Origin of the sequence: Sinorhizobium prairiense, from assembly GCF_029201645.2 — a bacterium.
GTDB lineage: Bacteria > Pseudomonadota > Alphaproteobacteria > Rhizobiales > Rhizobiaceae > Sinorhizobium > Sinorhizobium meliloti_A.
The window spans coordinates 1,574,693-1,596,745 of record NZ_CP104131.1 but is presented as its reverse complement, the minus strand read 5'-3'; the positions used below and the strand labels follow the sequence as shown (position 1 = coordinate 1,596,745).

The 22,053-nt window shown below is 62.1% G+C and carries 17 protein-coding genes and 2 pseudogenes; 18 read left to right on the top strand and 1 reads right to left on the bottom strand.

All coding sequences use genetic code 11. From position 1 onward, the window contains the following. The first annotated feature begins 34 nt into the window (after positions 1-34). The 14 genes and pseudogenes from N0Q91_RS10270 to lpxB all read left to right on the top strand — a co-directional run bounded on the left by N0Q91_RS10270 (position 35) and on the right by lpxB (position 15,115). Entirely contained in the window at positions 35-1,591 is a 1,557-nt protein-coding gene (locus tag N0Q91_RS10270; RefSeq protein ID WP_275598016.1) for a sulfatase family protein, read from the top strand. Positions 1,592-1,773: 182 nt separating this feature from the next. Further along, entirely contained in the window at positions 1,774-2,541 is a 768-nt protein-coding gene (rpsB, locus tag N0Q91_RS10265; protein ID WP_003534993.1) for a 30S ribosomal protein S2, read from the top strand. A 251-nt stretch (positions 2,542-2,792) separates the two neighbouring features. Then, on the top strand, positions 2,793-3,716 hold the full coding sequence (tsf, locus tag N0Q91_RS10260; protein ID WP_275598015.1) for a translation elongation factor Ts: 924 nt from the start codon (positions 2,793-2,795) through the stop codon (positions 3,714-3,716). 183 nt (positions 3,717-3,899) lie between these two features. Next, entirely contained in the window at positions 3,900-4,622 is a 723-nt protein-coding gene (gene pyrH, locus N0Q91_RS10255; RefSeq protein WP_018097759.1) for a UMP kinase, read from the top strand. Positions 4,623-4,673: 51 nt separating this feature from the next. Next, positions 4,674-5,234: a ribosome recycling factor gene (gene frr / locus N0Q91_RS10250; protein WP_275598014.1), complete on the top strand. Its 561-nt coding sequence runs from the start codon at positions 4,674-4,676 to the stop codon at positions 5,232-5,234. Positions 5,235-5,270: 36 nt separating this feature from the next. After that, positions 5,271-6,014, top strand: coding sequence for an isoprenyl transferase (locus N0Q91_RS10245; protein ID WP_100673905.1), 744 nt, complete (start codon positions 5,271-5,273; stop codon positions 6,012-6,014). Beyond that, the gene (locus N0Q91_RS10240; protein ID WP_275598013.1) at positions 6,014-6,847 is read left to right on the top strand and encodes a phosphatidate cytidylyltransferase; all 834 of its coding nucleotides are present in this window, start codon (positions 6,014-6,016) and stop codon (positions 6,845-6,847) included. The genes N0Q91_RS10245 and N0Q91_RS10240 overlap by 1 nt, the downstream gene beginning before the upstream one ends. Before the next feature lie 129 nt (positions 6,848-6,976). Then, positions 6,977-8,101 carry an RIP metalloprotease RseP gene (gene rseP, locus N0Q91_RS10235; protein ID WP_100673903.1) on the top strand — a complete coding sequence of 375 codons (1,125 nt, stop codon included), beginning with the start codon at positions 6,977-6,979 and terminating at the stop codon, positions 8,099-8,101. Between the two features lie 247 nt (positions 8,102-8,348). Continuing rightward, a complete protein-coding gene (bamA, locus tag N0Q91_RS10230) occupies positions 8,349-10,682 on the top strand; it encodes an outer membrane protein assembly factor BamA (protein ID WP_018097755.1) in 2,334 nt (777 codons plus the stop codon). Positions 10,683-10,726: 44 nt separating this feature from the next. After that, on the top strand, positions 10,727-11,791 hold the full coding sequence (gene lpxD, locus N0Q91_RS10225; protein WP_018097754.1) for a UDP-3-O-(3-hydroxymyristoyl)glucosamine N-acyltransferase: 1,065 nt from the start codon (positions 10,727-10,729) through the stop codon (positions 11,789-11,791). After that, the gene (gene fabZ, locus N0Q91_RS10220; protein ID WP_010969260.1) at positions 11,784-12,248 is read left to right on the top strand and encodes a 3-hydroxyacyl-ACP dehydratase FabZ; all 465 of its coding nucleotides are present in this window, start codon (positions 11,784-11,786) and stop codon (positions 12,246-12,248) included. The genes lpxD and fabZ overlap by 8 nt, the downstream gene beginning before the upstream one ends. Next, positions 12,245-13,062 (top strand): annotated as a pseudogene (gene lpxA / locus N0Q91_RS10215) (acyl-ACP--UDP-N-acetylglucosamine O-acyltransferase). Before fabZ ends, lpxA begins: the two are co-directional and overlap by 4 nt. Beyond that, positions 13,062-13,949, top strand: a complete 888-nt coding sequence (lpxI, locus tag N0Q91_RS10210) for an LpxI family protein (protein WP_275598012.1) — start codon at positions 13,062-13,064, stop codon at positions 13,947-13,949. The pseudogene lpxA and the gene lpxI overlap by 1 nt, the downstream one beginning before the upstream one ends. Further along, positions 13,946-15,115, top strand: coding sequence for a lipid-A-disaccharide synthase (gene lpxB, locus N0Q91_RS10205; protein WP_275598011.1), 1,170 nt, complete (start codon positions 13,946-13,948; stop codon positions 15,113-15,115). Before lpxI ends, lpxB begins: the two co-directional genes overlap by 4 nt. A 161-nt stretch (positions 15,116-15,276) precedes the next feature. Here lpxB and gltA read toward each other — a convergent pair whose 3' ends face one another. Continuing rightward, positions 15,277-16,566, bottom strand: a complete 1,290-nt coding sequence (gene gltA / locus N0Q91_RS10200) for a citrate synthase (protein ID WP_003537363.1) — start codon at positions 16,564-16,566, stop codon at positions 15,277-15,279. 331 nt (positions 16,567-16,897) lie between these two features. Between gltA and N0Q91_RS10195 the strand changes: the two genes are divergently transcribed. From N0Q91_RS10195 to N0Q91_RS10180, 4 genes and pseudogenes are all read left to right on the top strand, one after another. Further along, the gene (locus N0Q91_RS10195; protein WP_275598010.1) at positions 16,898-19,279 is read left to right on the top strand and encodes a ComEC/Rec2 family competence protein; all 2,382 of its coding nucleotides are present in this window, start codon (positions 16,898-16,900) and stop codon (positions 19,277-19,279) included. Between the two features lie 221 nt (positions 19,280-19,500). Further along, positions 19,501-20,477: pseudogene (gene exbB / locus N0Q91_RS10190) on the top strand (tonB-system energizer ExbB). Positions 20,478-20,483: 6 nt separating this feature from the next. Beyond that, positions 20,484-20,909: a TonB system transport protein ExbD gene (gene exbD, locus N0Q91_RS10185; RefSeq protein ID WP_018097747.1), complete on the top strand. Its 426-nt coding sequence runs from the start codon at positions 20,484-20,486 to the stop codon at positions 20,907-20,909. Between the two features lie 306 nt (positions 20,910-21,215). Next, a complete protein-coding gene (locus N0Q91_RS10180) occupies positions 21,216-21,875 on the top strand; it encodes a protein-L-isoaspartate O-methyltransferase family protein (protein ID WP_275598009.1) in 660 nt (219 codons plus the stop codon). Positions 21,876-22,053 lie beyond the last annotated feature (178 nt).

The following is a 22,053-nucleotide window of genomic DNA, read 5'->3' as shown; positions in this document are numbered from 1 at the left end:
CTCCGTCGCGCCGGCACTCTCCATCGAGATTAGAATGACAAAGCAGCCCAATATTCTGTTCATCATGTCGGACGACCATGCGGCGCGGGCGATTTCCGCCTACGGCGCGGGCCTGAACAGCACGCCCAATATCGACCGCATCGCCGACGAAGGCATGCGGTTCGATCGGTGCTACGTCACCAATTCGATTTGCACGCCCAGCCGTGCCGCCATTTTGACCGGCACCTACAACCATGTGAACATGGTCACCACGCTCGATACCCATATCGACAACCGGCTCCCCAATGTGGCCAAACATCTGCGCGCGGGCGGCTATCAGACGGCGATCTTCGGCAAGTGGCACCTGGGCGAGGGCCAGGCGCACGAGCCGGCGGGATTTGACGAATGGTCGGTACTGCCCGGGCAGGGCGAATATTTCGATCCGGTGATGATCGACCGCAACGGACCGCGAACGGAGAGAGGCTACGCCACCGACATCATCACAGACAAATGCCTCGATTTCCTCGGCAGGCGTGATCCCGAGCGGCCGTTCTTCCTGATGTGCCACCACAAGGCGCCGCATCGCAGCTTCGAGCCGCACCCGCGCGACAGGCACCTCTATGCCGACGGGAAACTGCCGGTGCCGGAAACTTTCTCCGACGATTATTCCAACCGCGCAGCAGCGGCGGCAGCGGCGAAAATGCGCATTCGCTCCGACATGACATACAGGGACCTTGGCCTCGTCCAGCCCGAAGGCGGCGACGAGATCGGCGAACTGCTTCTGCCAGGCTGGACCCAGCGCAAGGTTCCGGACATCGAGGAAGGTCAGGAACTGCGGTTGATCGACGGAGCCACCGGAGAGAATTATCTCTTTACCGATCCGCGGAAACTCGCCCTCTTCAAGTACCAGCGCTACATGATGCGCTACCTGCAGACCATTGCCGCCGTGGACGACAATGTCGGCCGTCTGCTCGACTATCTCGACGCGGAAGGCCTGCGCGACGACACCATCGTCATCTATACGTCCGACCAGGGGTTCTTCCTTGGCGAGCACGGCTGGTTCGACAAGCGCTTCATGTACGAAGAATCGCTCCAGATGCCTTTCCTGATCCGCTATCCGGAGGGCATCCGGCCCGGCACGCAAGCCGGCCACATCGCGACCAATGTCGATTTCGCGCCGACCTTTCTCGATTATGCGGGCCTGCCGATCCCCAATTACATGCAGGGCAGGAGCATGCGCCCGATTATCGAGCAAACGGCGGACGAGGACGATAAGGGCCTCGCCTATCACCGGTACTGGATGCACAAGGACGAGTTCCACAATGCCTTCGCGCATTACGGCGTGCGCGACGCCCGCTACAAGCTCATCTACTGGTATAACGATCCGCTCGGCCAGCCTGGTGCCTTTTCCGGCGACGAGGCTGCGGAATGGGAACTGTTCGATTGCGAGGAGGACCCGTTCGAGCTGCGCAACCGGGCGAACGAGCCGGCCTACTCCGCTGTGTTCGAGGAAATGCTGGCCAAGCTCGATGCGCGCATGGCGGAAATCGGCGACATTCCGGAACATGTCACCGCCGAGGTGCTGGCTCGGTGCCGAACGAAGGCGGCCTGAGCCGGCGCGATACAAAAAGCGTCCCCAAGGCTTGATTTCCGGGCCGGTTACCGCTAAGGGGCTGGCCATTCCACACGTAAGGCATGGGATTTTCCGGGAGAAATCCGGATCGTTCCGCCGGTGGGCGCATTGCGGTGCGCTCGACGCCTTGCGGAGGTTCAACCGGAAAAGGAGACAAAGGCATGGCATTGCCTGATTTCACTATGCGCCAGCTTCTCGAGGCGGGCGTCCACTTCGGTCACCAGACGCACCGCTGGAACCCGAAGATGAAGCCGTACATCTTCGGCGACCGTAACAACGTTCACATTATCGATCTCGCCCAGACCGTACCGATGCTGTCGCGCGCCCTGCAGGTCGTCAGCGACACCGTCGCCAGCGGCGGCCGCGTGCTTTTCGTCGGCACCAAGCGCCAGGCGTCCGAGATCATCGCGGACGCTGCGAAGCGTTCCGCCCAGTACTACGTCAATGCCCGCTGGCTCGGCGGCATGATGACGAACTGGAAGACGATCTCCAACTCGATCCAGCGCCTGCGCAAGCTCGATGAAATCCTGGCTTCGGAAGCTTCCGGCTTCACGAAGAAGGAGCGCCTGAACCTCGAGCGCGAGCGCGAGAAGCTCAACCGCGCACTCGGCGGTATCCGCGATATGGGCGGTACCCCGGATCTGATGTTCATCATCGACACCAACAAGGAATCGATCGCCATCGACGAAGCCAAGCGTCTTGGCATTCCGGTCGTTGCCGTCATCGACTCCAATTGCGATCCGGACCAGATCGACTACGCGATCCCGGGCAACGACGACGCATCGCGCGCTATCGCCCTTTACTGCGATCTCATCGCCCGCGCCGCCATTGACGGTATCGCCCGTCAGCAGGGCGCCTCTGGCCGCGATCTCGGCGCATCCGAAGAGGTTCCGGTCGAGCCGGCTCTCGAGGAAGCGTCCGAAGCCTGATCGGCCCGACCGGCAGACCAAGCGCTGCCGTACGCATGAAATATCGGGACGAGGCCGTTTGTGATGTAGAATCTGAACGGCCTTGTTCTTTATCAGCCGGAAATGGCCCGGCCGATCGCGCGCGGTGAGCCCGCGAACATCGCTAAAGTGGCTTCATCACGATGTCACACAGAAAGGCCATTTCCTGCCAAACCTTCTGGCACTGCGCCAATCCCGGTCGGCGCGCCAGCAAACAGACAAGAGGCACAAAGATGACTGTTACCGCCGCAATGGTGAAGGAGCTGCGCGAAAAGACCGGCGCAGGTATGATGGACTGCAAGAAGGCGCTTGCCGAGACCAATGGCGACATGGAAGCCGCCATCGACTGGCTGCGCGCCAAGGGCATCGCCAAGGCTGACAAGAAGTCCGGCCGCACTGCTGCCGAAGGCCTCATCGGCATTGCCAGCTCCGGCACCAAGGCCGTCGTCGTCGAAATCAACTCCGAGACCGACTTCGTTGCCCGCAACGACGCCTTTCAGGAGCTGGTTCGCGGTGTCGCCAATGTCGCCCTCGGCACCGACGGCAGCGTTGCAGCCGTCTCCAAGGCGACCTATCCGGCGACGGGCAAGTCCGTTGAAGATACGATCAAGGACGCCATCGCCACGATCGGCGAGAACATGACGCTGCGCCGCTCGGCACTGCTCGAGGTCGAGGATGGCGTCGTCGCGACCTATGTGCACAATGCCGCAGGCGACGGCATCGGCAAGCTCGGCGTGCTCGTCGCGTTGAAGTCGACCGGCGACAAGGAAGCTCTGAACGCGATCGGCCGGCAGGTTGCCATGCACGTCGCCGCGACCAACCCGCTCGCGGTCCGTTCGAGCGAAATCGACCCGGCGGTCGCCGAGCGCGAGCGCAACGTCTTCATCGAGCAATCGCGCGCTTCCGGCAAGCCGGACAACATCATCGAGAAGATGGTCGATGGCCGCATGCGCAAGTTCTTCGAGGAAGTCGCCCTTCTGTCGCAGGCCTTCGTCATGAACCCTGATCTGACGGTGGAAGCCGCGATCAAGGAAGCGGAAAAGTCCGTCGGCGCGCCGATCGAAGTTGCCGGCATTGCCCGTCTCCTGCTCGGCGAAGGCGTCGAAAAGGAAGAGAGCGATTTCGCGGCAGAGGTGGCAGCCGCCGCGAAGGGTTGATTTCTTCACCTCGAATGGGAAAACGTTGGGGCATCGCGTGACAACGCGGTGCCCTTCGTGTATCCGGCTCCAGTCGATGCGTAGGACCCGCCGGAGCGGTTGATACCACGCAGCGGAATTTGCCTTTACGCCGGTGTGCGCCAGATGCCTGCACACGCGCGCCGATCTATTTCAGGAGTGACGATGTCGGCCAAGCCAATCTACAAGCGCGTTCTTCTCAAAGCCTCCGGTGAAGCGCTTATGGGAAGCCAGGGGTTCGGCATCGATGTTGCCGTAGCCGACCGGATTGCCTCCGATATCGCGGAAGCGAGAGCGATGGGTGTCGAAGTCGGCGTCGTCGTCGGCGGCGGCAACATCTTCCGCGGTGTCGCTGTCGCGTCCAAGGGCGGCGACCGTGTAACCGGCGACCACATGGGAATGCTGGCGACGGTCATCAACGCACTTGCGCTGGCGACGTCGCTGCGCAAGCTCGATATCGACACCGTCGTCCTGTCGGCCATCGCCATGCCGGAAATCTGCGAGAGCTTCTCGCAGCGCGCGACGCTTTATCATCTTTCGCTCGGGCGTGTCGTGATATTCGCCGGCGGCACGGGCAATCCGTTCTTCACGACGGATTCGGCTGCGGCGCTTCGTGCGGCGGAGATGGGCGCCGAGGCGATCTTCAAGGGAACACAGGTCGACGGCATCTATTCCGCGGATCCGAAGAAGGACCCCTCGGCCACCCGCTTCGACCGCCTGACCCATAGCGAGGTTCTCGAAAAAGGCCTCGCAGTCATGGATGTTGCCGCCGTGGCGCTTGCGCGGGAGAATGCCATTCCGATCGTCGTCTTTTCCATCCACGAGAAGGGCGGCTTCACGGAGATATTGACGGGTGGCGGCCGTGCCACCATCGTGACCGATAATTGACAAGCTGCTGGGGCCCGCAAGGGCTGCTGATAAGAACGGGAGTCTTGAACCATGAGTGAAGGTGTGGATCTGAAGGAACTCAAGCGTCGGATGGACGGGGCGATCGCTGCTTTCAAGCACGACATCGCGTCGCTGCGGACCGGCCGCGCTTCGGCGAACGTACTCGATCCGGTGACCGTCGAAGCCTACGGTTCTCGCATGCCGCTGAACCAGGTGGCAAACATCACGGTTCCGGAGTCGCGGATGCTCTCGGTTTCGGTGTGGGACAAGTCCATGGTCGGGGCCGTGGAGCGGGCAATCCGGAAGTCCAATCTGGGGCTCAACCCGATCGTCGACGGGCAGAACCTGCGCATTCCGCTCCCGGAACTGAACGAGGAGCGCCGCAAATCGCTGGTCAAGGTCGCCCACGACTATGCCGAAAAAAGCAAGGTCGCCGTCCGCCACGTTCGCCGTGACGGTATGGACGACCTGAAAAAAGCCGAAAAGGACGGCGAGATCGGCCAGGACGAGAGCCGTGCTCAGTCCGAGCGGGTCCAAAAAATGACCGATGACGTAATTTCCGAAATCGACCGCTTGCTCGCGGAGAAGGAAAAGGAAATCATGCAGGTCTGACCTGCGGATAGGTGAGTCTCTTTGTCCGGACAACCCATGCAAGAATTCAATCCCGCAAACGTACCGGCTCACGTCGCCATCATCATGGACGGCAACGGTCGTTGGGCGAATGCGCGTGGACTGCCCCGTACCATGGGCCACCGCAAGGGCGTTGAGGCGGTCCGCGGGGCGGTAAGGACGGCGGCGGAGATCGGTATCCGTTACCTGACCCTGTTCGCATTCTCGTCGGAGAACTGGAACAGGCCGGAAAACGAGGTCAGCGACCTCATGGGCCTGCTCAAGGCTTTCATCCGACGGGATCTCGCCGATCTCCACCGTGAGAACGTCCGCATCCGGGTCATCGGCGACCGATCGAATCTGAGCGGCGATATCCTGCCTCTGCTCATCGAAGCGGAGGAGACGACGGTCGCGAACACCGGCATCACGGTGGTCATCGCGTTCAATTACGGCGCCAGAGACGAGCTGGCGAGAGCCATGCGCCGCCTGGCGGGGGACGTGGCCGCCGGTCGTCTGCGGCCGGAAGAGATTACCGCGGAACGGATATCCTCGACGATCGATACGGCGGGCATTCCAGATCCCGATCTCATCATCCGGACGAGCGGCGAGGAGCGTCTCTCCAATTTTCTCCTTTGGCAGGGGGCCTACTCCGAATTGCTGTTCATTCCGGACCTCTGGCCGGATTTCACGCGCGAGACATTCTTTGCGGCGATCGAACAATATGCCTGCCGCGAGCGCCGATTCGGCGGACTGACCCAACCGACTTTGGCGGTCGGCTCCTGATGCAGGCCGAACTCAAACTTCGTATCGCCTCCGGGGTGGTTCTTGCTGCGGTGGTTCTTGCTGCAACCTGGATCGGCGGCTTTGCCTTCCAGCTTCTCTCCGTCGTGATCGGCCTGCTCGTCTATTACGAGTGGTCCACCATCACGAAGCTCCCCGAGCGGGACTTTCAGGGCAATGCCCTCGGCTGGCTGGCGCAGGCGGTGATCGCCGGTCTGGTCCTCCTCGGTTATATGCATGTCAGCCTCCCGGGGCTTGCCCTCTGTGTGCTCGCGGCAGCGCTTTGGGTGGCGATAAAGGGAACCAGCTGGTGGCTACCGGGCGGGATCGTCTATGCGGGTCTGACGAGCATTTCGCTCGCGGCGATCCGCGGAGCGGACTATCTCGGTCTGATGGCGATGCTGTTCGTGTTCGCCGTCGTATGGGCAACGGATATTTTCGCCTACTTCACGGGGCGGGCGATCGGCGGGCCAAAGCTGGCGCCCGCAATCTCGCCGGGCAAGACCTGGTCGGGCGCGATCGGCGGGGCGATTTTCGGCGTTCTTGCGGGTGTCGCCGTTTTCATGGCTCACTTTGCCCTCGAGGACCTGCGCATTCCCGTCATCGCGCTGGTCCTGTCCGTCGCAAGCCAGACAGGCGATCTGTTCGAGTCCTTCGTCAAGCGCCGGTTCGGCGTCAAGGATTCGAGCAGGCTGATCCCGGGTCACGGCGGCGTCATGGACCGGGTGGACGGGCTGATATTCGCCTGCATTGCCGCACTGGCTCTGGTGCTTGGGCAGTTCTTGCTGGCGGGCGGCCGGGAAGTCTCTTTCGGCGCGATTCTGCTGGGTCTTTGAAGACTGCCGGTGTAGTCCTTATATCGGGCTCGAAGCGGGACTATCCTGCGGCGGTCCGACCATGGCGTCACGGCCCCGACCTTGCAATTTGAACTGGCGGACGTGGCAACGGACGCGTTAGGAATGACTATGAGCCTGCTGCTTGACAATCTCCAGTACACGATCCCCACCTTCCTGTTTCTCCTGACGTTGCTGGTCTTCGTTCACGAGATGGGACATTACCTGGTTGGGCGCTGGTCGGGCATCCGCATCCTGGCCTTTTCCGTCGGCTTCGGACCCGAGCTCTTCGGCTGGACCGATCGCCACGGCACCCGCTGGAAATTCTGCGCGATCCCGCTTGGCGGCTACGTGAAGTTTTTCGGCGACGAGGATGCGGCGAGCACGCCCGACTACCGGCGGCTGGAGATGATCGCGCCCGAAGAACGGGGCCGCACATTCCTGGGTGCAAAGCTATGGAAGCGCGCCGCGACGGTCGCGGCCGGTCCCATCGCGAATTTTCTACTGGCGATTGCGATCTTCGCCGTCCTCTTCTCCATCTACGGCCGTGCCGTCGCCGATCCCGTCGTCGCTTTCGTGGCGCCGGACAGCGCTGCGGAAAAGGCGGGTGTTCTGCCTGGAGACCGGCTGCTTTCGATCGACGGAAAGCCGATCAGCACCTTCGACGACGTGCGCCGCTATGTCAGCGTCCGTCCCGAGCTTCCGATCACCGTCCGGATCGAGCGCGATGGCGCTGCGATCGACCTGCCAATGGTGCCCCAGCGCACCGAATCCGTCGACCCGCTCGGCAACAAGATGGAGGAGGGCAAGATCGGGATCGGTACGAACCAGGAGGCCGGCAATTTCCGGGTCGAGACCTACGGACCTCTCGAAGCGGTGGGGCAAGGGGCACTGCAGAGCTGGCGGATCGTAACGGGCACGCTCGACTATCTTTCGAATCTCTTTGTCGGCCGGATGAGCGCCGATCAGGTCGGCGGACCGATCCGCATCGCCCAGATGTCCGGTCAGATGGCGAAGCTCGGTATTGCCGAGGTGCTGAATTTCGCGGCCGTCCTTTCGGTTTCCATTGGATTGCTCAACCTGATGCCCGTGCCGGTGCTTGATGGCGGTCATCTGATGTTCTATGCGGTCGAAGCGCTGCGCGGCAGGCCGGTCGGTCCCGCCGCACAGGATCTCGCATTCCGTATCGGCTTTGCCATGGTGCTCATGCTGACGGTTTTTGCGGCCTGGAACGATATCAACTGGCTCTTCGGATAGAGCGGAGCCTTGGGCGGGAGCGGACATCGTTAAGGATTCGGAGAGCGAGGGAGTTTAGCCGGCTGCTCGATAACGGTTTGTTTACGATAATAAGAGGCCGTAGTGGCTGTTAAGCCACGGTTGGAATTGAAGTAAACAGAAATTAACGAGCTGACTTGCTTGTATGGGAAAAGCGGTTAAAACGGCAACCGTGACCGGAGTCGGCACGAAACTGCCGCGGGACGTTGGGAAAAGGTAAGATTTTGACATGAAAGCTGGTTCAAGGTTTTTGAACGCGGTGTCGGCGTTTGCTCTGTCAGCAAGCATGGTCGCCACGGGTACCGGGGTAGGACTTGTTGCTGGTACCTCAGTCGCGCAAGCCGCGGTCATCAATCGGGTTGAGGTGCGTGGGGCAACGCGCGTCAGCGCGGAAACCGTTCGCGCCAACATCACGATCGTTCCCGGCAAGAGCTTCAGCAATGCCGATATCGACGCATCCGTGAAGCGGCTCTATGCCACCGGCTATTTCTCCGATGTCAGCATCACGGTTTCCGGCGGATCGCTTGTCGTTTCCGTCAGCGAGAATCAGCTCGTCAACCAAGTCGTCTTCAACGGCAACCGCAAGATCAAGGATGACAAGCTCCAGGGTGTCGTTCGTACCCAGCCGCTCGGTCCCTATAGCGAGGCGACCGTCGAAACCGACATTCAGGCCATCAAGGACGCCTATGCCGCCATCGGCCGCAGCGACGTGACCGTGACGACCCAGGTCGTTCCGATTGCCGAAGGGCGTGTCAACCTGGCCTTCGTCATCAATGAAGGCGAACGCACGAAGATCACGCAGATCAACTTCGTAGGCAACGAGGCCTATAGCGACGGCCGTCTGCAGTCGGTGATTGCGACCAAGGAATCGGGCATCTTCTCGTTCCTCACGCGCAAGGACGTCTACAATCCGGATAAGCTGCGGGCCGACGAGGAATTGCTGCGGCAGTTCTACTACAACCGCGGCTATGCCGATTTTCAGGTGGTCTCGTCCGAAGCGGCGCTCAATGAGGCGACCAACGAATACACGGTAACGATCACGGTTGAGGAAGGTCCTCGATACGACTTCGGTTCGGTGAACATCGAATCGACCGTCGAAGGCATCGACGCCGAGGAACTGAGAGGGCTCGTTCAGAGCCGCGAAGGCACGGTCTACAAGGCCAAGGACATTCAGAACACGATGAGCGAGATTTCGAAGCGCGTCGCGTCGGAGGGTTATCCCTTTGCGCGCGTCACGCCGCGCGGCAATCGCGATCTCGCCAATCACACGATCGCCGTCGACTATCTCGTGGACCAGGGCGAGCGGGCCTATGTCGAGCGCATCGAGATTCGCGGCAACACCCGGACGCGTGACTACGTAATTCGTCGCGAGTTCGACGTCGGCGAGGGCGATGCCTTCAACCAGGAAATGGTTGCGCGCGCCAAGCGCCGCCTGGAAGCGCTCGGCTATTTCTCGTCGGTCAACATCTCGACGCAGCCGGGCAGCGCGGCTGACCGTGTGGTCATCGTCGTCGACGTGCAGGATCAGTCGACCGGCTCGTTCGGCATCGGCGCCGGCTATTCCGCCGGCGACGGCGGCGGCTTCCTCGTCGAAGCTTCGATCGAAGAAAAGAACTTCCTTGGCCGCGGCCAGTATATTCGTCTTGCCGCCGGTAAGGGCGAAGACAGCCAGACCTACAATGTTTCGTTCACCGAGCCCTATTTCCTCGGCTATCGTCTCGCGGCGGGCTTCGACCTCTTCAAGAACGAAAACGACTTCGATGACGACAACTACAGCTACAACGATCAGGGATTCAGCCTGCGCGTGACTGCGCCGATCACGGAAAACCTGTCGACGACGCTGCGCTACAACTACACGGAGCTCGAATATTTCGGCGACGAGGACGAGCTTTCCTCTCCTTATGTTCGCGCAATCGAGGACGGCCCCTGGACGCGTTCCTCCGTCTCCCAGTCGATCACCTACAACACGCTCGACGATGCGCAACTGCCGCACGAGGGCATTCTCGCTTCGGTCACCCAGGAGTTTGCAGGTCTTGGCGGTACGTCGGACTTCTACAAGCTGACGGGTAAGGCCAAATGGTACTATACGCTGCACGACGAGGCCGACATCATCGGCTCGATCTCCGGCAGCGCCGGCCAGCTGTTCAAGACGTCCGGTTCGCTTGAAGTCTTCGACCAGTTCCAGCTGACCAGCAACGATATCCGCGGCTTCGAGCGCAACGGTATCGGTCCGCGGGCAAACAACGGCGATGCCCTTGGCGGCACGACCTATTTCACGGCGTCTGCGGAAGCGACGTTCCCGCTGCCGGGCCTTCCGCGTGACAGCGGCTTCCGCGGTGCATTGTTCGTCGACGCGGGCACGCTCTACAACAATGAGTTGGAGCTGACCGGAGCCGGTGAATCGGTGCGCGGCAACGACGCTTCGCTGCGTGCGTCGGTCGGCGTCAGCCTTATCTGGGCTTCGCCTTTCGGTCCGCTGCGTGTGGATTATGCCGTGCCGGTTGCGAAGGAAGACTTCGACGAGGTCCAGAACTTCAAGTTCGGTATCAACTCGTCGTTCTGATAGAGAGCAGTCCAGAACTGCCAGAGAATCGTTCTGGAGTGTCCATGGAACAGAATTGGTTTTTTCCGCCCCATCAGGGGATTCGTCTGGGCGACCTCGCGAATCAGATTGGGGCGGAGTTGCTGGATATTGCCGCCGCCGATCGCACCGTGCGTTCGGTCGCGCCGGTCTATCGCGCCAAGCCGGGCGACATCTGTTACATGCTGTCGCGCAAGAATCGCGAAGAGTTGCAGAGCTGCCGTGCCGCCGCGATCATCTGCGACAAGGCCATTTCGTCGCTTGTTCCCGATACGATACCCGTGCTGCTGACATCGAAACCGCACACGGCCTTCGCCCTTGCCGGCACCTTGCTTCACGAAAGGGCCATGCGCCCTTCCTATAATACGAGCGAGAGGGGCGTAGCGGCGGGAGCCTTCATCGATCCGACGGCGCGCCTCGAGGCGGGCGTCGAGGTCGAGCCGATGGCTGTGATCGGAGCCGGCGTCGAGATTGGAAGCGGAACGCGCATCGCAGCGGGAGCAATGATCGGACCGGGCGTGCGGATCGGCCGCGATTGCACCATTTCGGCCGGTGCAAGCATCCTTTGTGCGCTGGTCGGCAACAACGTCATCATTCATCCGGGCGCACGCATCGGTCAGGACGGATTCGGCTATGCACCGGGCCCGAAGGGCGGAATGATCAAGATCGTCCAGGTCGGGCGGGTGATCATCCAGGATCACGTGGAGATCGGCGCGAACACGACGATCGATCGCGGCACGATGGATGACACCGTGATCGGCGAGGGGACGAAAATCGACAATCTGGTTCAGATCGGCCATAACGTCCGCATCGGTCGTTACTGCGGCATCGTCAGCCAGGTCGGCATCGCCGGCAGCACGCAGATCGGCGACGGGGTCATGATCGGCGGAGGCGTCGGGGTCAACGGGCATATCACCATTGGAGACGGAGCGCAGATCGCTGCGATGAGTGGCGTGGCGAGCGATGTGCCGGCCGGCGAGCGCTATGGCGGAATTCCGGCGCGACCGATGCGGGATTTCCTGCGCGATGTGGCCGAAATGGCCCTGCGGTCGAGCGAGAGGCAGAAGAAGAAGGGTGGCAAGGATGAATGAGGCTGCAACGGTCCTCGGCACGGCGGACATACAGGAAATCCTGAGGCTTCTTCCCCATCGTTATCCCTTCCTGCTCGTGGACCGCATTATCGAGATCGATGACGACAATTCGGCCATCGGGATCAAGAACGTGACGGCCAACGAGCCGCATTTCACCGGGCACTTTCCCGAGAAGCCGATCATGCCGGGCGTTCTTCTGATCGAAGGCATGGCACAGACGGCCGGCGCGATCTGTGCGCGCAAGACGGGAATCGGCAGCAATCTCGTGTATTTCATGACGATCGACAATGCCCGCTTCCGCAAGCCCGTCGTGCCAGGCGACCGGGTGGAGTTCCATGTGGTGAAGCAGAAGCAGCGCGGCAATATCTGGAAGTTTCACTGTGATGCAAAAGTTGACGGGCAACTCGTCGCGGAAGCTGATATCGGCGCGATGATTGTCAGCAAGGAAGACGCCTGAGAATGATAGCATCAAGTGCGAAGATCCACCCGTCCTCGGCCATCGAGAGCGGTGCGGTAATCGGCGAAAACGTGAAGATCGGCCCGTTCTGCCATATCGGGCCGAATGTCGTTCTTGCAGATGACGTCGAAATTCTGAGTCACGTCGCGGTCATCGGTCATACGAGCGTCGGCAAGGGCTCGAAGATCTTTCCGGGTGCTGTCATCGGCGGCGACTCGCAGAGCGTCCACCACAGCGCCTTGAATACGAAACTGGTGATCGGCGAAAACTGTACCATCCGCGAAGGCGTGACCATGAATACGGGTACGGTGGAGCACGGCGGCGCGACCATCATCGGCAACAACAACCTGTTCCTGGCCTATTCGCACGTGGCGCATGACTGCCGCCTCGGCAACAATATCATCCTTTCCAACAATGTCATGCTTGCGGGGCACGTCACCGTCGAGGATCGAGCCATACTCGGGGTGGCTCGGCGGTTCACCAGTTTACCCGCATCGGGCGTCAGGCCTTCATCGGTGGCCTGTCGGCGGTGAGCTATGACGTCATTCCCTATGGAATGCTCAACGGCAACCCCGGCATTTTGAGCGGCCTTAACGTGGTCGGGATGACCCGTGCGGGGATCGAGCGTGCGGCGATTCATCGCGTCCGGCGGTGCTACAAGCAGATATTCGAGGGAGACGGCTCGATTCGCGCGAACGCAGCCGCTATCCGCAACGAATATCTCGATTGCGCGCCGGCTATCGAGATCCTGGATTTCATTGCCGCGGAGAGCGACCGCGCGCTGTCGTCGCCGAATCGCGGCGCCAAGGGCTGATGGCGGTGGCGATTCATCGCCTGCCGCATTCCAAAGGCAGGCTCGCCATCATCGCCGGCGCCGGAACGCTTCCCCATCACGTGGCCGAGGCAGCGCGCTTCCAGGGCGAAGACCCGTTCATCATTGCGCTTTCGCGTGAGGCGGATACCGATTGGACCGGCTTCGACCATGTCGTTTGCGCAATCGGAGACTTTGCCGCGATCAGCCGCACTTTCGAGACCGAGGGAATCGACCGGGTCGTCCTTTCCGGTGCGGTGCGGCGGCGGCCGGAGTGGCGCGATATCCGTCCTACGCTGAAGACGCTGGCCAAGGTGCCGCGGGTTTTCCGCACCTTGATATCCGGCGGGGACGACGCCGTGCTGCGCATGGTGATCGAATTGATCGAGGCGAGCGGCGCCCATGTGATCGGCGCGCACGAGGTCGTTCCGGGGCTTCTTGCCGATACCGGTCCGCTCGGCGCCCATGCCCCGACGGACGAAGATCGGCGTGACATCGAAGCCGGCATCGCCGCAGCCAACGCGCTGGGTGCGCTCGATGTCGGCCAGGGCGCCGTTGCGGTCGGCGGCAGGGTCGTGGCGCTGGAGGGGGCGGAAGGGACGGACGCCATGTTGGCGAGAGTGGCCGGTCTCAGGAAAGACGGACGGATTTCAATTCGTCGTCGCGGCGTCCTCGTCAAGCTCTGCAAGCCGCAACAGGACGAGCGGGCGGATCTGCCCTCGATCGGTCCGTCGACGGTCGCAGGAGCGCATGCTGCCGGCCTCGCGGGCATCGCCGTGGAGGCAGGACGCGCGCTGGTTCTCGATCGCGCGCGTCTCGTGGAGGAAGCCGACAGGAGCGGGCTGTTCGTTCTCGGTATCGAGCGCGATTGCCGCAAGGACCGGAGATGACAGGCGGACCCTACAGGCTGGCGGTTATCGCCGGAGAAGTTTCCGGAGACCTGCTCGGCGCCGACCTGGTGCGGGCATTGCGTGACCGTCTAGACGGTCCGCTCGAACTCGTGGGCGTTGGCGGCGAGGGGCTGGAAGCCGAAGGGCTCCGGTCGCTTTTCGACTATTCCGAACTGTCGATCATGGGTTTCTCGCAGGTTCTGGCGAACCTGCCGAAGCTTCTGTTGCGGATTGGGCAGACCGCCCGCGCGATCGCCGCTGCGCGTCCGGATGCTCTGTTGATCATCGACAGCCCGGACTTCACCCACCGCGTGGCGCAACGCGTCCGCGCCGCATTGCCCGACTTGCCGGTGATCGACTATGTCTGCCCGAGCGTCTGGGCGTGGAAGCCGGAGCGGGCGCCGCGCATGCGGGCTTATGTGGATCACGTGCTCGCGGTTTTACCCTTCGAGCCGGAAGCGATGGGGAAGCTCGGCGGTCCGCCGACGACCTATGTCGGGCATCGGCTCGCATCTGACGGCAATGTTCTCGCGGTCCGGGAGCGCCAACGACTGAGACGGCAGATGCAGGATCGGCGCGAGCCGAAGGCCTGCCTCCTGCTGCCCGGATCGCGCGGGAGCGAGGTCAGCCGCCTGCTTCCGATCTTCCGCGAAGCGGCCGAAGAGCTCGCGGAGCGGCACGAAGGCATTCGGTTCCTCTTGCCGACCGTGCCGCGCCAGGAAGACCGTGTGAGGGCGTTGACGGCCTCCTGGCGGGTTCAGCCCGAGATAAGCGTAACCGCCGACAGGAAATGGGAGGCTTTTGCCCAAGCCGACGCGGCCATTGCCGCCTCGGGCACGGTGATCCTCGAACTGGCGCTCGCCGGAGTTCCGGTCGTCTCTACCTATTCTGCCGACTGGATCGTCAGCCTCCTGCATTCCCGCATTCGGATATGGACCGCGGCGCTTCCGAACCTCATCGCGGATTTTCCGGTCGTGCCCGAATATTTCAACAAGTCGATCCGCCCGGCCGTTCTGACGCGCTGGTTCGAACGGCTTTCGAGCGATACGGCGCAACGCCGTGCGATGCTCGACGGCTTCGCCCTCGTTCAACAGCGAATGGAAACGAACCGTCCGCCCGGTGAAAAGGCGGCGGATATCGTTCTCGCTTGCCTTCGAGCGGGATGAGGGAGGCGAGTGCTTGCAACCGATGTGGGTCGCCGGGCCAAGCCCCGAGGATGACGGAAGCCTCGCCACAGTCTCTGCAAACCCTGCCACCTGTCATCCTCGGGAACAAGCCCGAGGATGAGGGTTGGCGCAATGGGCTTTTTGCCGAGTTCGTCCGCCGTTCACCGCTTCGAGATCGGCACGTAGTCGCGCAGCGGCGCGCCGACATAGAGCTGGCGCGGACGGCCGATGCGCTGTTCCGGATCTTCGATCATCTCGTTCCATTGAGCGATCCAGCCGACGGTGCGGGCGAGCGCGAAGAGCACCGTGAACATCGTGGTGGGGAAGCCCAGTGCCTTCAGCGTGATGCCGGAGTAGAAGTCGATGTTCGGGTAGAGCTTCTTCTCGATGAAGTACTCGTCCGTCAGGGCGATGCGTTCGAGCTCCATCGCGACTTCCAGGAGCGGGTCGTCCTTGTGGCCGAGCTCGGCGAGAACCTCATGCGTCGTCTTCTGCATGATCTTCGCGCGCGGATCGTAGTTCTTGTAGACCCGGTGGCCGAAGCCCATCAGACGGAACGGATCGTTCTTGTCCTTGGCCTTGGCGATATATTCCGGAATGCGGTCGACCGTGCCGATTTCGGCGAGCATGTTGAGCGCCGCCTCGTTGGCGCCGCCATGGGCAGGTCCCCAAAGGCAGGCGATACCGGCAGCGATACAGGCGAACGGGTTGGCACCCGACGAGCCGGCGAGGCGAACGGTCGAGGTCGATGCGTTCTGCTCATGGTCGGCGTGGAGGATGAAGATCCGGTCCATGGCGCGCGCCAGAACCGGGTTCACGACATATTCCTCGCAAGGCACGGCGAAACACATGCGCAGGAAGTTCGAGGCGTAGTCGAGATCGTTCTTCGGATAAACGAAGGGCTGGCCGATATGGTACTTGTAGGCCATCGCGGCGATCGTCGGCATCTTGGCGATCATGCGCAGCGACGCGACCATCCGCTGATGCGGATCGGTGATATCGGTCGAGTCGTGGTAGAAGGCGGAAAGGGCGCCGACGCAGCCGCACATGACGGCCATCGGATGGGCATCGCGGCGGAAGCCGGTGAAAAACCGCGACATCTGCTCATGGACCATGGTGTGGTGCGTGACGCGATAATCGAAATCGGCCTTCTGAGCCTTTGTCGGCAGTTCGCCGTAGAGAAGCAGGTAGCAGACTTCGAGAAAGTCGCCGTGCTCTGCCAGTTGCTCGATTGGAAATCCGCGGTGAAGCAGGACGCCCTCGTCGCCATCGATATAGGTGATCTTCGATTCACACGATGCCGTGGAGGTAAAGCCCGGATCGTAGGTGAACATCGTCGTTTGCTTGTAGAGCGAGCCGATGTCCACGACATCCGGACCGATTGATCCCGATCGCACCGGCAGGTCCGCGGACTTTCCGCCGAATGTTACTGTCGCGCTTTTTTCTGACATGGGACCCTCCGTTTTTGTGACATCGTGGCATAGCTCTGTGCCGCGAATTTGAGCGTTGCGAATTTGCTATATGATTTATTTTCGACTGCCAAGCAGTACCAAAGGCAAACTTGTGCGATGCGAAAACGCATATGGCAACGCAACAAACGCATGTTACGGCAATTCGTTCGAAGAGATCAATGATCGCTAAGCTGATAATGCGGTACCATTCTATCTAGTCTGCCTCTTTTTTGAGCATCAGCCTTCGAGTTGCAAGATTGCGCGGTTGGCTGCAGGATCGAGAAAACAGGCGCGGGCGGAGCGGAATGGGGAGAGCGGGGCACGAGCGGTTGTGCGCGATGGGGAGCGCAGCGCGTGGCCCCGGAGCGAGGGCACGCGGGTTCTCACCGGCGATTTGCCCGCCATCGGCTCCGGCCGCCGGGCGCCTGCGGGCTGGCATGCGGCAAACATTCGCCATCGGATAGGCTCGGCGGCCACGGCGGTTTCCCTCGGCATAGGCGCTGCAGTTGCGGAAGAGCAGGAATACGGCCACGGCTTCGTCCTGATCCCGGTCATGCTTGCGCTTGGCTCGCTTGCATGGCTCGCAGTGCCCGAATCCGTCGGAATTGCCAAACTTGCAGCGCTGCTTTGCGTTTTCGGCATATCTGCGGTGCTTTGCCGGGGGGACCTGCGAACCTGGCGGCCGCTGGTGATCGCGCCCGCTCTCTTTACCACGGGCATGCTGCTAGCCGCGGCCGAAACAGCGAGGCTGGATACGGTCATTCTCGACACGCCCGTGACGACGACCGTTCGCGGAACGGTCCTCACCCGGGATCCCGACGACAGGGGACGCTGGCGTTATCTCGTTCGCATACAAGAAACATCCGGCCCGCGGCTGCGCCGGGCGCCGGAAAGGGCGACGCTGCTGGCGCGGAGCCGCCACGAACCGTTTCCGGTCGGAGCTATCATTGAAGGCAAGGCGCGTTTGTCGCCGCCCTCCGGGCCGGCTCTCCCGGGTCTCAACGACTTCGCGTTCGGATCCTACTTCAAAGGCGTAGGCGCGGTCGGGTATTTCTATGGCGCCCCGCGAGCGCCGGTGGATGCCGGCGCTGTCACCGGTCGGTCCGAAGCCTCGCTGCCGGCGAAAGCGGCCGCATATCTGGCACTGATCCGCGAAGTGATCGGCAATCGCATCCGGACAGCGATCGGCGGCGATACCGGTGCGATCGCTGCGGCGCTCGTGACCGGCGAGGAGCGCGCGATCAGCCGCGAGGCCGTCGAGATGCTGCGCGCCGCGGGCCTGTCGCATGTCCTGGCGATCTCGGGACTCAACATGGTGCTGGCGGCGGGCACGTTTCTCATCGGCGCCCGGACTCTGTTGAGCTTCGTTCCGGGGTTGGCGGAAAGAGCTTCCGTCAAGAAGATCGCTGCCGTCGGCGCTCTTCTCATGGTGTTCTTCTATATTCTGATTTCCGGAGGTGCGGTCTCAGCGCTCAGATCCTGGATCATGATTTCGATCATGCTCGTCGCATTGTTCTTCGACCGCGTCTCGATCAGCCTGCGCAACGTGGCGCTTGCCGCGCTCATCATCCTTGCCTGGACGCCGTCGGCGGTAGCCGGACCCGGGTTCCAAATGTCCTTTGCGGCGACGCTGGCCCTCGTTGCGAGCTATTCCCGCTGGCGCGACCACAGGAGAAAGGATCCCGAAACCTCGAAGAAGCGGGGGAGCGTGGGGGTCGTGTCCGGCCTCGCCATCGGTACTGTCGCCACCTCCGTCATCGGCGGCCTGGCGACGGCGGTTTACGCGGCTGCCCATTTCAACCGGCTCCCCGGTTACGGGCTGGCCGCAAACGTTCTCACGACGCCTCTGATCAGCGTGCTGATCATGCCTTTCGCGCTGTTCGCGATGCTGCTTATGCCCTTCGGGCTCGAATATTATCCCCTCGTGGTCATGGGGCAGGGGCTGGACTGGATGCTGGCCGTCGCGAGATATGTCGCATCGCTCGACGGGGAGTGGATGACCGGCCGCATGGGCGACGCGCCGTTCTTCCTTATCGCATTCGGCGGCATCCTGGTCTGCGTTCTGAGAACGCGGCTGGCGCTCGTCGGCGCGGGGCTGATCGCTCTGGGTATATGCGCGATCGCGCTCGAGCCGCGGAAGGAGCGCCCATCGATCGCGATATCGGAGGATGCGCAATTGGTCGGCCTGATCGCCGCGGATGCAATCGCGACCAATCGGAGCCGTCCGCCGGAGTTCATCTTCTCGCAATGGCAGCGCGCACTTGCGATCGCGGAACATAAGGCACCGCTCGACCTTCAGGCGGAGCCGGACACCGCCGTCGAGACAGCAGCCTTCCTGACCTCGGCCCAGCCCGGCGTCTTCGCCTGCAGAAAGGGAATAGGGTGCGCCGGGCGCAGCCGCGAGGGATGGACAGTGGCTGTTATCGAAAAGGCCGAATCGCTCTCCTTCCTGTGCGGTCGCGCCGATCTGGTCGTCGTCGCCAGCCGCCGGCCGTCCGCAGCCTGCCCGTCCGGCGGTTCGCTGGTCATAAGCGCCGAAACGCTGCGGCGGACGGGGGCGGTCGAGATCCATGCCGAGCAGCAGGAACGACCGGGCGTGCCGCCACGCATGCGCGTCGTCACGTCGTTCTCCTCCACCGAGCGCCCCTGGCAGCGTCATCGCCGCTACGACTGGCGCACCGGCAGTTTTTTGCTGCAGGGTTCACCGCCCTGACGACCGCGCGTTCCTCATCGCCCATCTGTCGTGATATTCTTGATTATCGTACTCCACAATCTTGTCATCCCGCCATTGTTTGTCGTAAAGAGCGTTGCGAAAGCGCTTCACCGACAGGGGCGGGCGCGAGCGGCCGCGGTTTGCATCCCGCGCCTACCTGATTGTTGAAATCGATTGCAGGCCCGTGACGCTCGGGCGAATACGGAAAAACGAGGAACGAGATGTCTGATCGGATCCGGCCGAAATTGAACATGTTGCTGGCGGCAACGCTGACTGTTTTCCTTGCCGGCCCGGTCGCGACCGGCCTCGCGCAGACCGCACAACAGCCCTCGTCCGTTTCGGTCGACGCGCAGCCGCCGGCGACAGACCTTCCCGGCGGCGATAGTCCGGGCGTGCCACCGGCGCCGGCCGAGGCAGCGGTGGGCGACGCAACGGCGGGGGAGCAAATCCCGTGCTTCCGCACGATCTTTCGCCGGTCGGCATGTTTCTCGCTGCCGACATCGTCGTAAAGGCGGTGATGGTCGCTCTGGCGCTCGCCTCCGTCGCCACCTGGGCGATCTTCCTCGTGAAGACGCTGGAGCTCATATATGCCAAGTCACGCCTCAAGCGCGCCGTGGCGGCCCTCGTTTCCGCGAATGGTCTCGCCGACGTGCAGCCAAAGCTCGAGCGCCGCGCTGGCGTGGCTGGGGAGATGATTGCCGCAGCGGTCGACGAAATGACGCGCTCGGACGCCGTTCTGGACCTTGCGCCGGCAGTAGGTGTCAAGGAACGCGTCTCCTCTCTGCTCACGCGTATCGAAGTTCGCGCCGGCAAAAGGATGAGTGCCGGTACCGGGATCCTGGCGTCCATCGGGTCAGTCGGTCCATTCGTCGGCCTCTTCGGTACCGTCTGGGGAATCATGAATTCCTTCATCGGCATCAGCAAGGCGCAGACGACCAACCTCGCCATCGTTGCGCCGGGCATCGCCGAGGCGCTGCTGGCGACTGCGATCGGTCTCGTCGCGGCAATACCGGCGGTGGTGATCTACAACTATTTTGCCCGGTCCGTCGGGGGGTACAAGCTCATCCTGGCAGATGCGGCGGCGGCCGTCGAAAGACTGGTAAGCCGCGATCTCGATCATCGCCACGCCCGCAGAGCGCCGCCGTGCCGCCAGGACGGCTTCGTTCACGGCCCCAACTCGATCGCCAGAATCGGATAAGCGAAAATGGCTGGAAGAATTTCCGAGAGCGGCGGCGATCTCGACGAGAACAGCGAGATCAACGTCACCCCCTTCATCGACGTCATGCTCGTGCTGCTCATCATCTTCATGGTGGCTGCGCCGCTCGCGACGGTCGACATGAAGGTCGACCTGCCGCAATCCGTCGCAAAGCCGACGCCGCGCGACGACAAACCGGTCTTCGTGACGTTGAAAGCCGACCTCACGCTTGCCATCGGCAATGAAGAGGCGCCTCGCGAAGCCTTCGTTTCCGAGCTGAACCGGATAACCGGCGGCAACACGGATACGCGCGTGCTTCTGCGCGCCGATCGCCTGGTCGACTACGGCGAACTGATGACGGTGATGAACCTCATTCAGAATGCCGGCTACGGCAAGATCGCACTCGTCGGCCTGGAGGCCGCTCCCGCCCGCTAGCGGTTTTCCGTCCGCATCCTCGTCTCGGCAGGTTCCTGATAGCCCGGCCGCCAGTTCCGATGTGGGCTGGCGGTGCCTTTTTGCGTGCACGGAGACGCAGTCGCTTGAAACCGGCCGTGCGGCGATCTATGAGCTTTATGAATGTGTCCGAAAGCGCGGAGCGGTTTCGGACCGACGACAGGCACAGAGACAACAACCTGAGGCGCGACGCATCAATACGGCGCTTCGCGCTTCAGGCAACGGGCTAGCGGCCGCCGAACGCACGATCTTCCCGGCGCCGCGCCCATTCCGACACGAGGCAATATCATGAATTTCGAAGCAGCCCGCATCAAGATGGTGGACAATCAGATCCGGACCACGGATGTGACCTCCCATTCAGTCCTGTCTGCTTTCCTGTCGGTCCCGCGTGAGGAGTTCGTGCCTGCCAAGATGCGGGAGCTGGCCTATATCGACACCGATATCGAGCTCGTCGGCGGTCCCCAGCCGCGTTACCTGATGGAGCCGTCGCCGCTGGCGAAACTTCTCCAGCTTGCGGAGATCTCCAACTCGGATCTGGTCCTCGAAATCGGCTGCGGGACAGGTTACGCCTCTGCCTTGCTGTCGCTTCTCGCCGGTTCCGTCGTGGCGCTGGAGAGCGACGAAGCCCTGGCCGCCACGGCCACGGAGACGCTGGCACGCCTCGGCTACGATAATATCGCCGTGGTGAGCGGCGATCTCACCAAGGGGTACGCGGCGGAGGCGCCCTATGACGTCATCTTCATCAACGGTGCCGTCGAGATGATCCCTGCCGAGCTGTTCGAGCAGCTTCGCGACGGAGGCCGGCTCGTGGTCGTGGAAGGTTTTGGTAACGCATCTCGTGCGAAACTTTACGTGCGCGAATCGGGCATGACGTCGGAGCGAGCTGACTTCAACACCGCCGTGAAGCCGCTTCCCGGCTTCCGCCGCAACCGTTCTTTTGTTTTTTGATGTGCCTCTTATTGAGGTAGCTCAACATATGAGTGTTGAAGCGAAAACTGCAATGTTGCCAATCGGCAACGTATTATTTGTTTCTTTTTGAAATGGCCGTGCAGAGGGTCGGTGCGCAGTTGTCGTAGACCCGAATCCGGAGTTCAAAAGAGCCTGGAAGCGGTGATTTGCCCGCCAT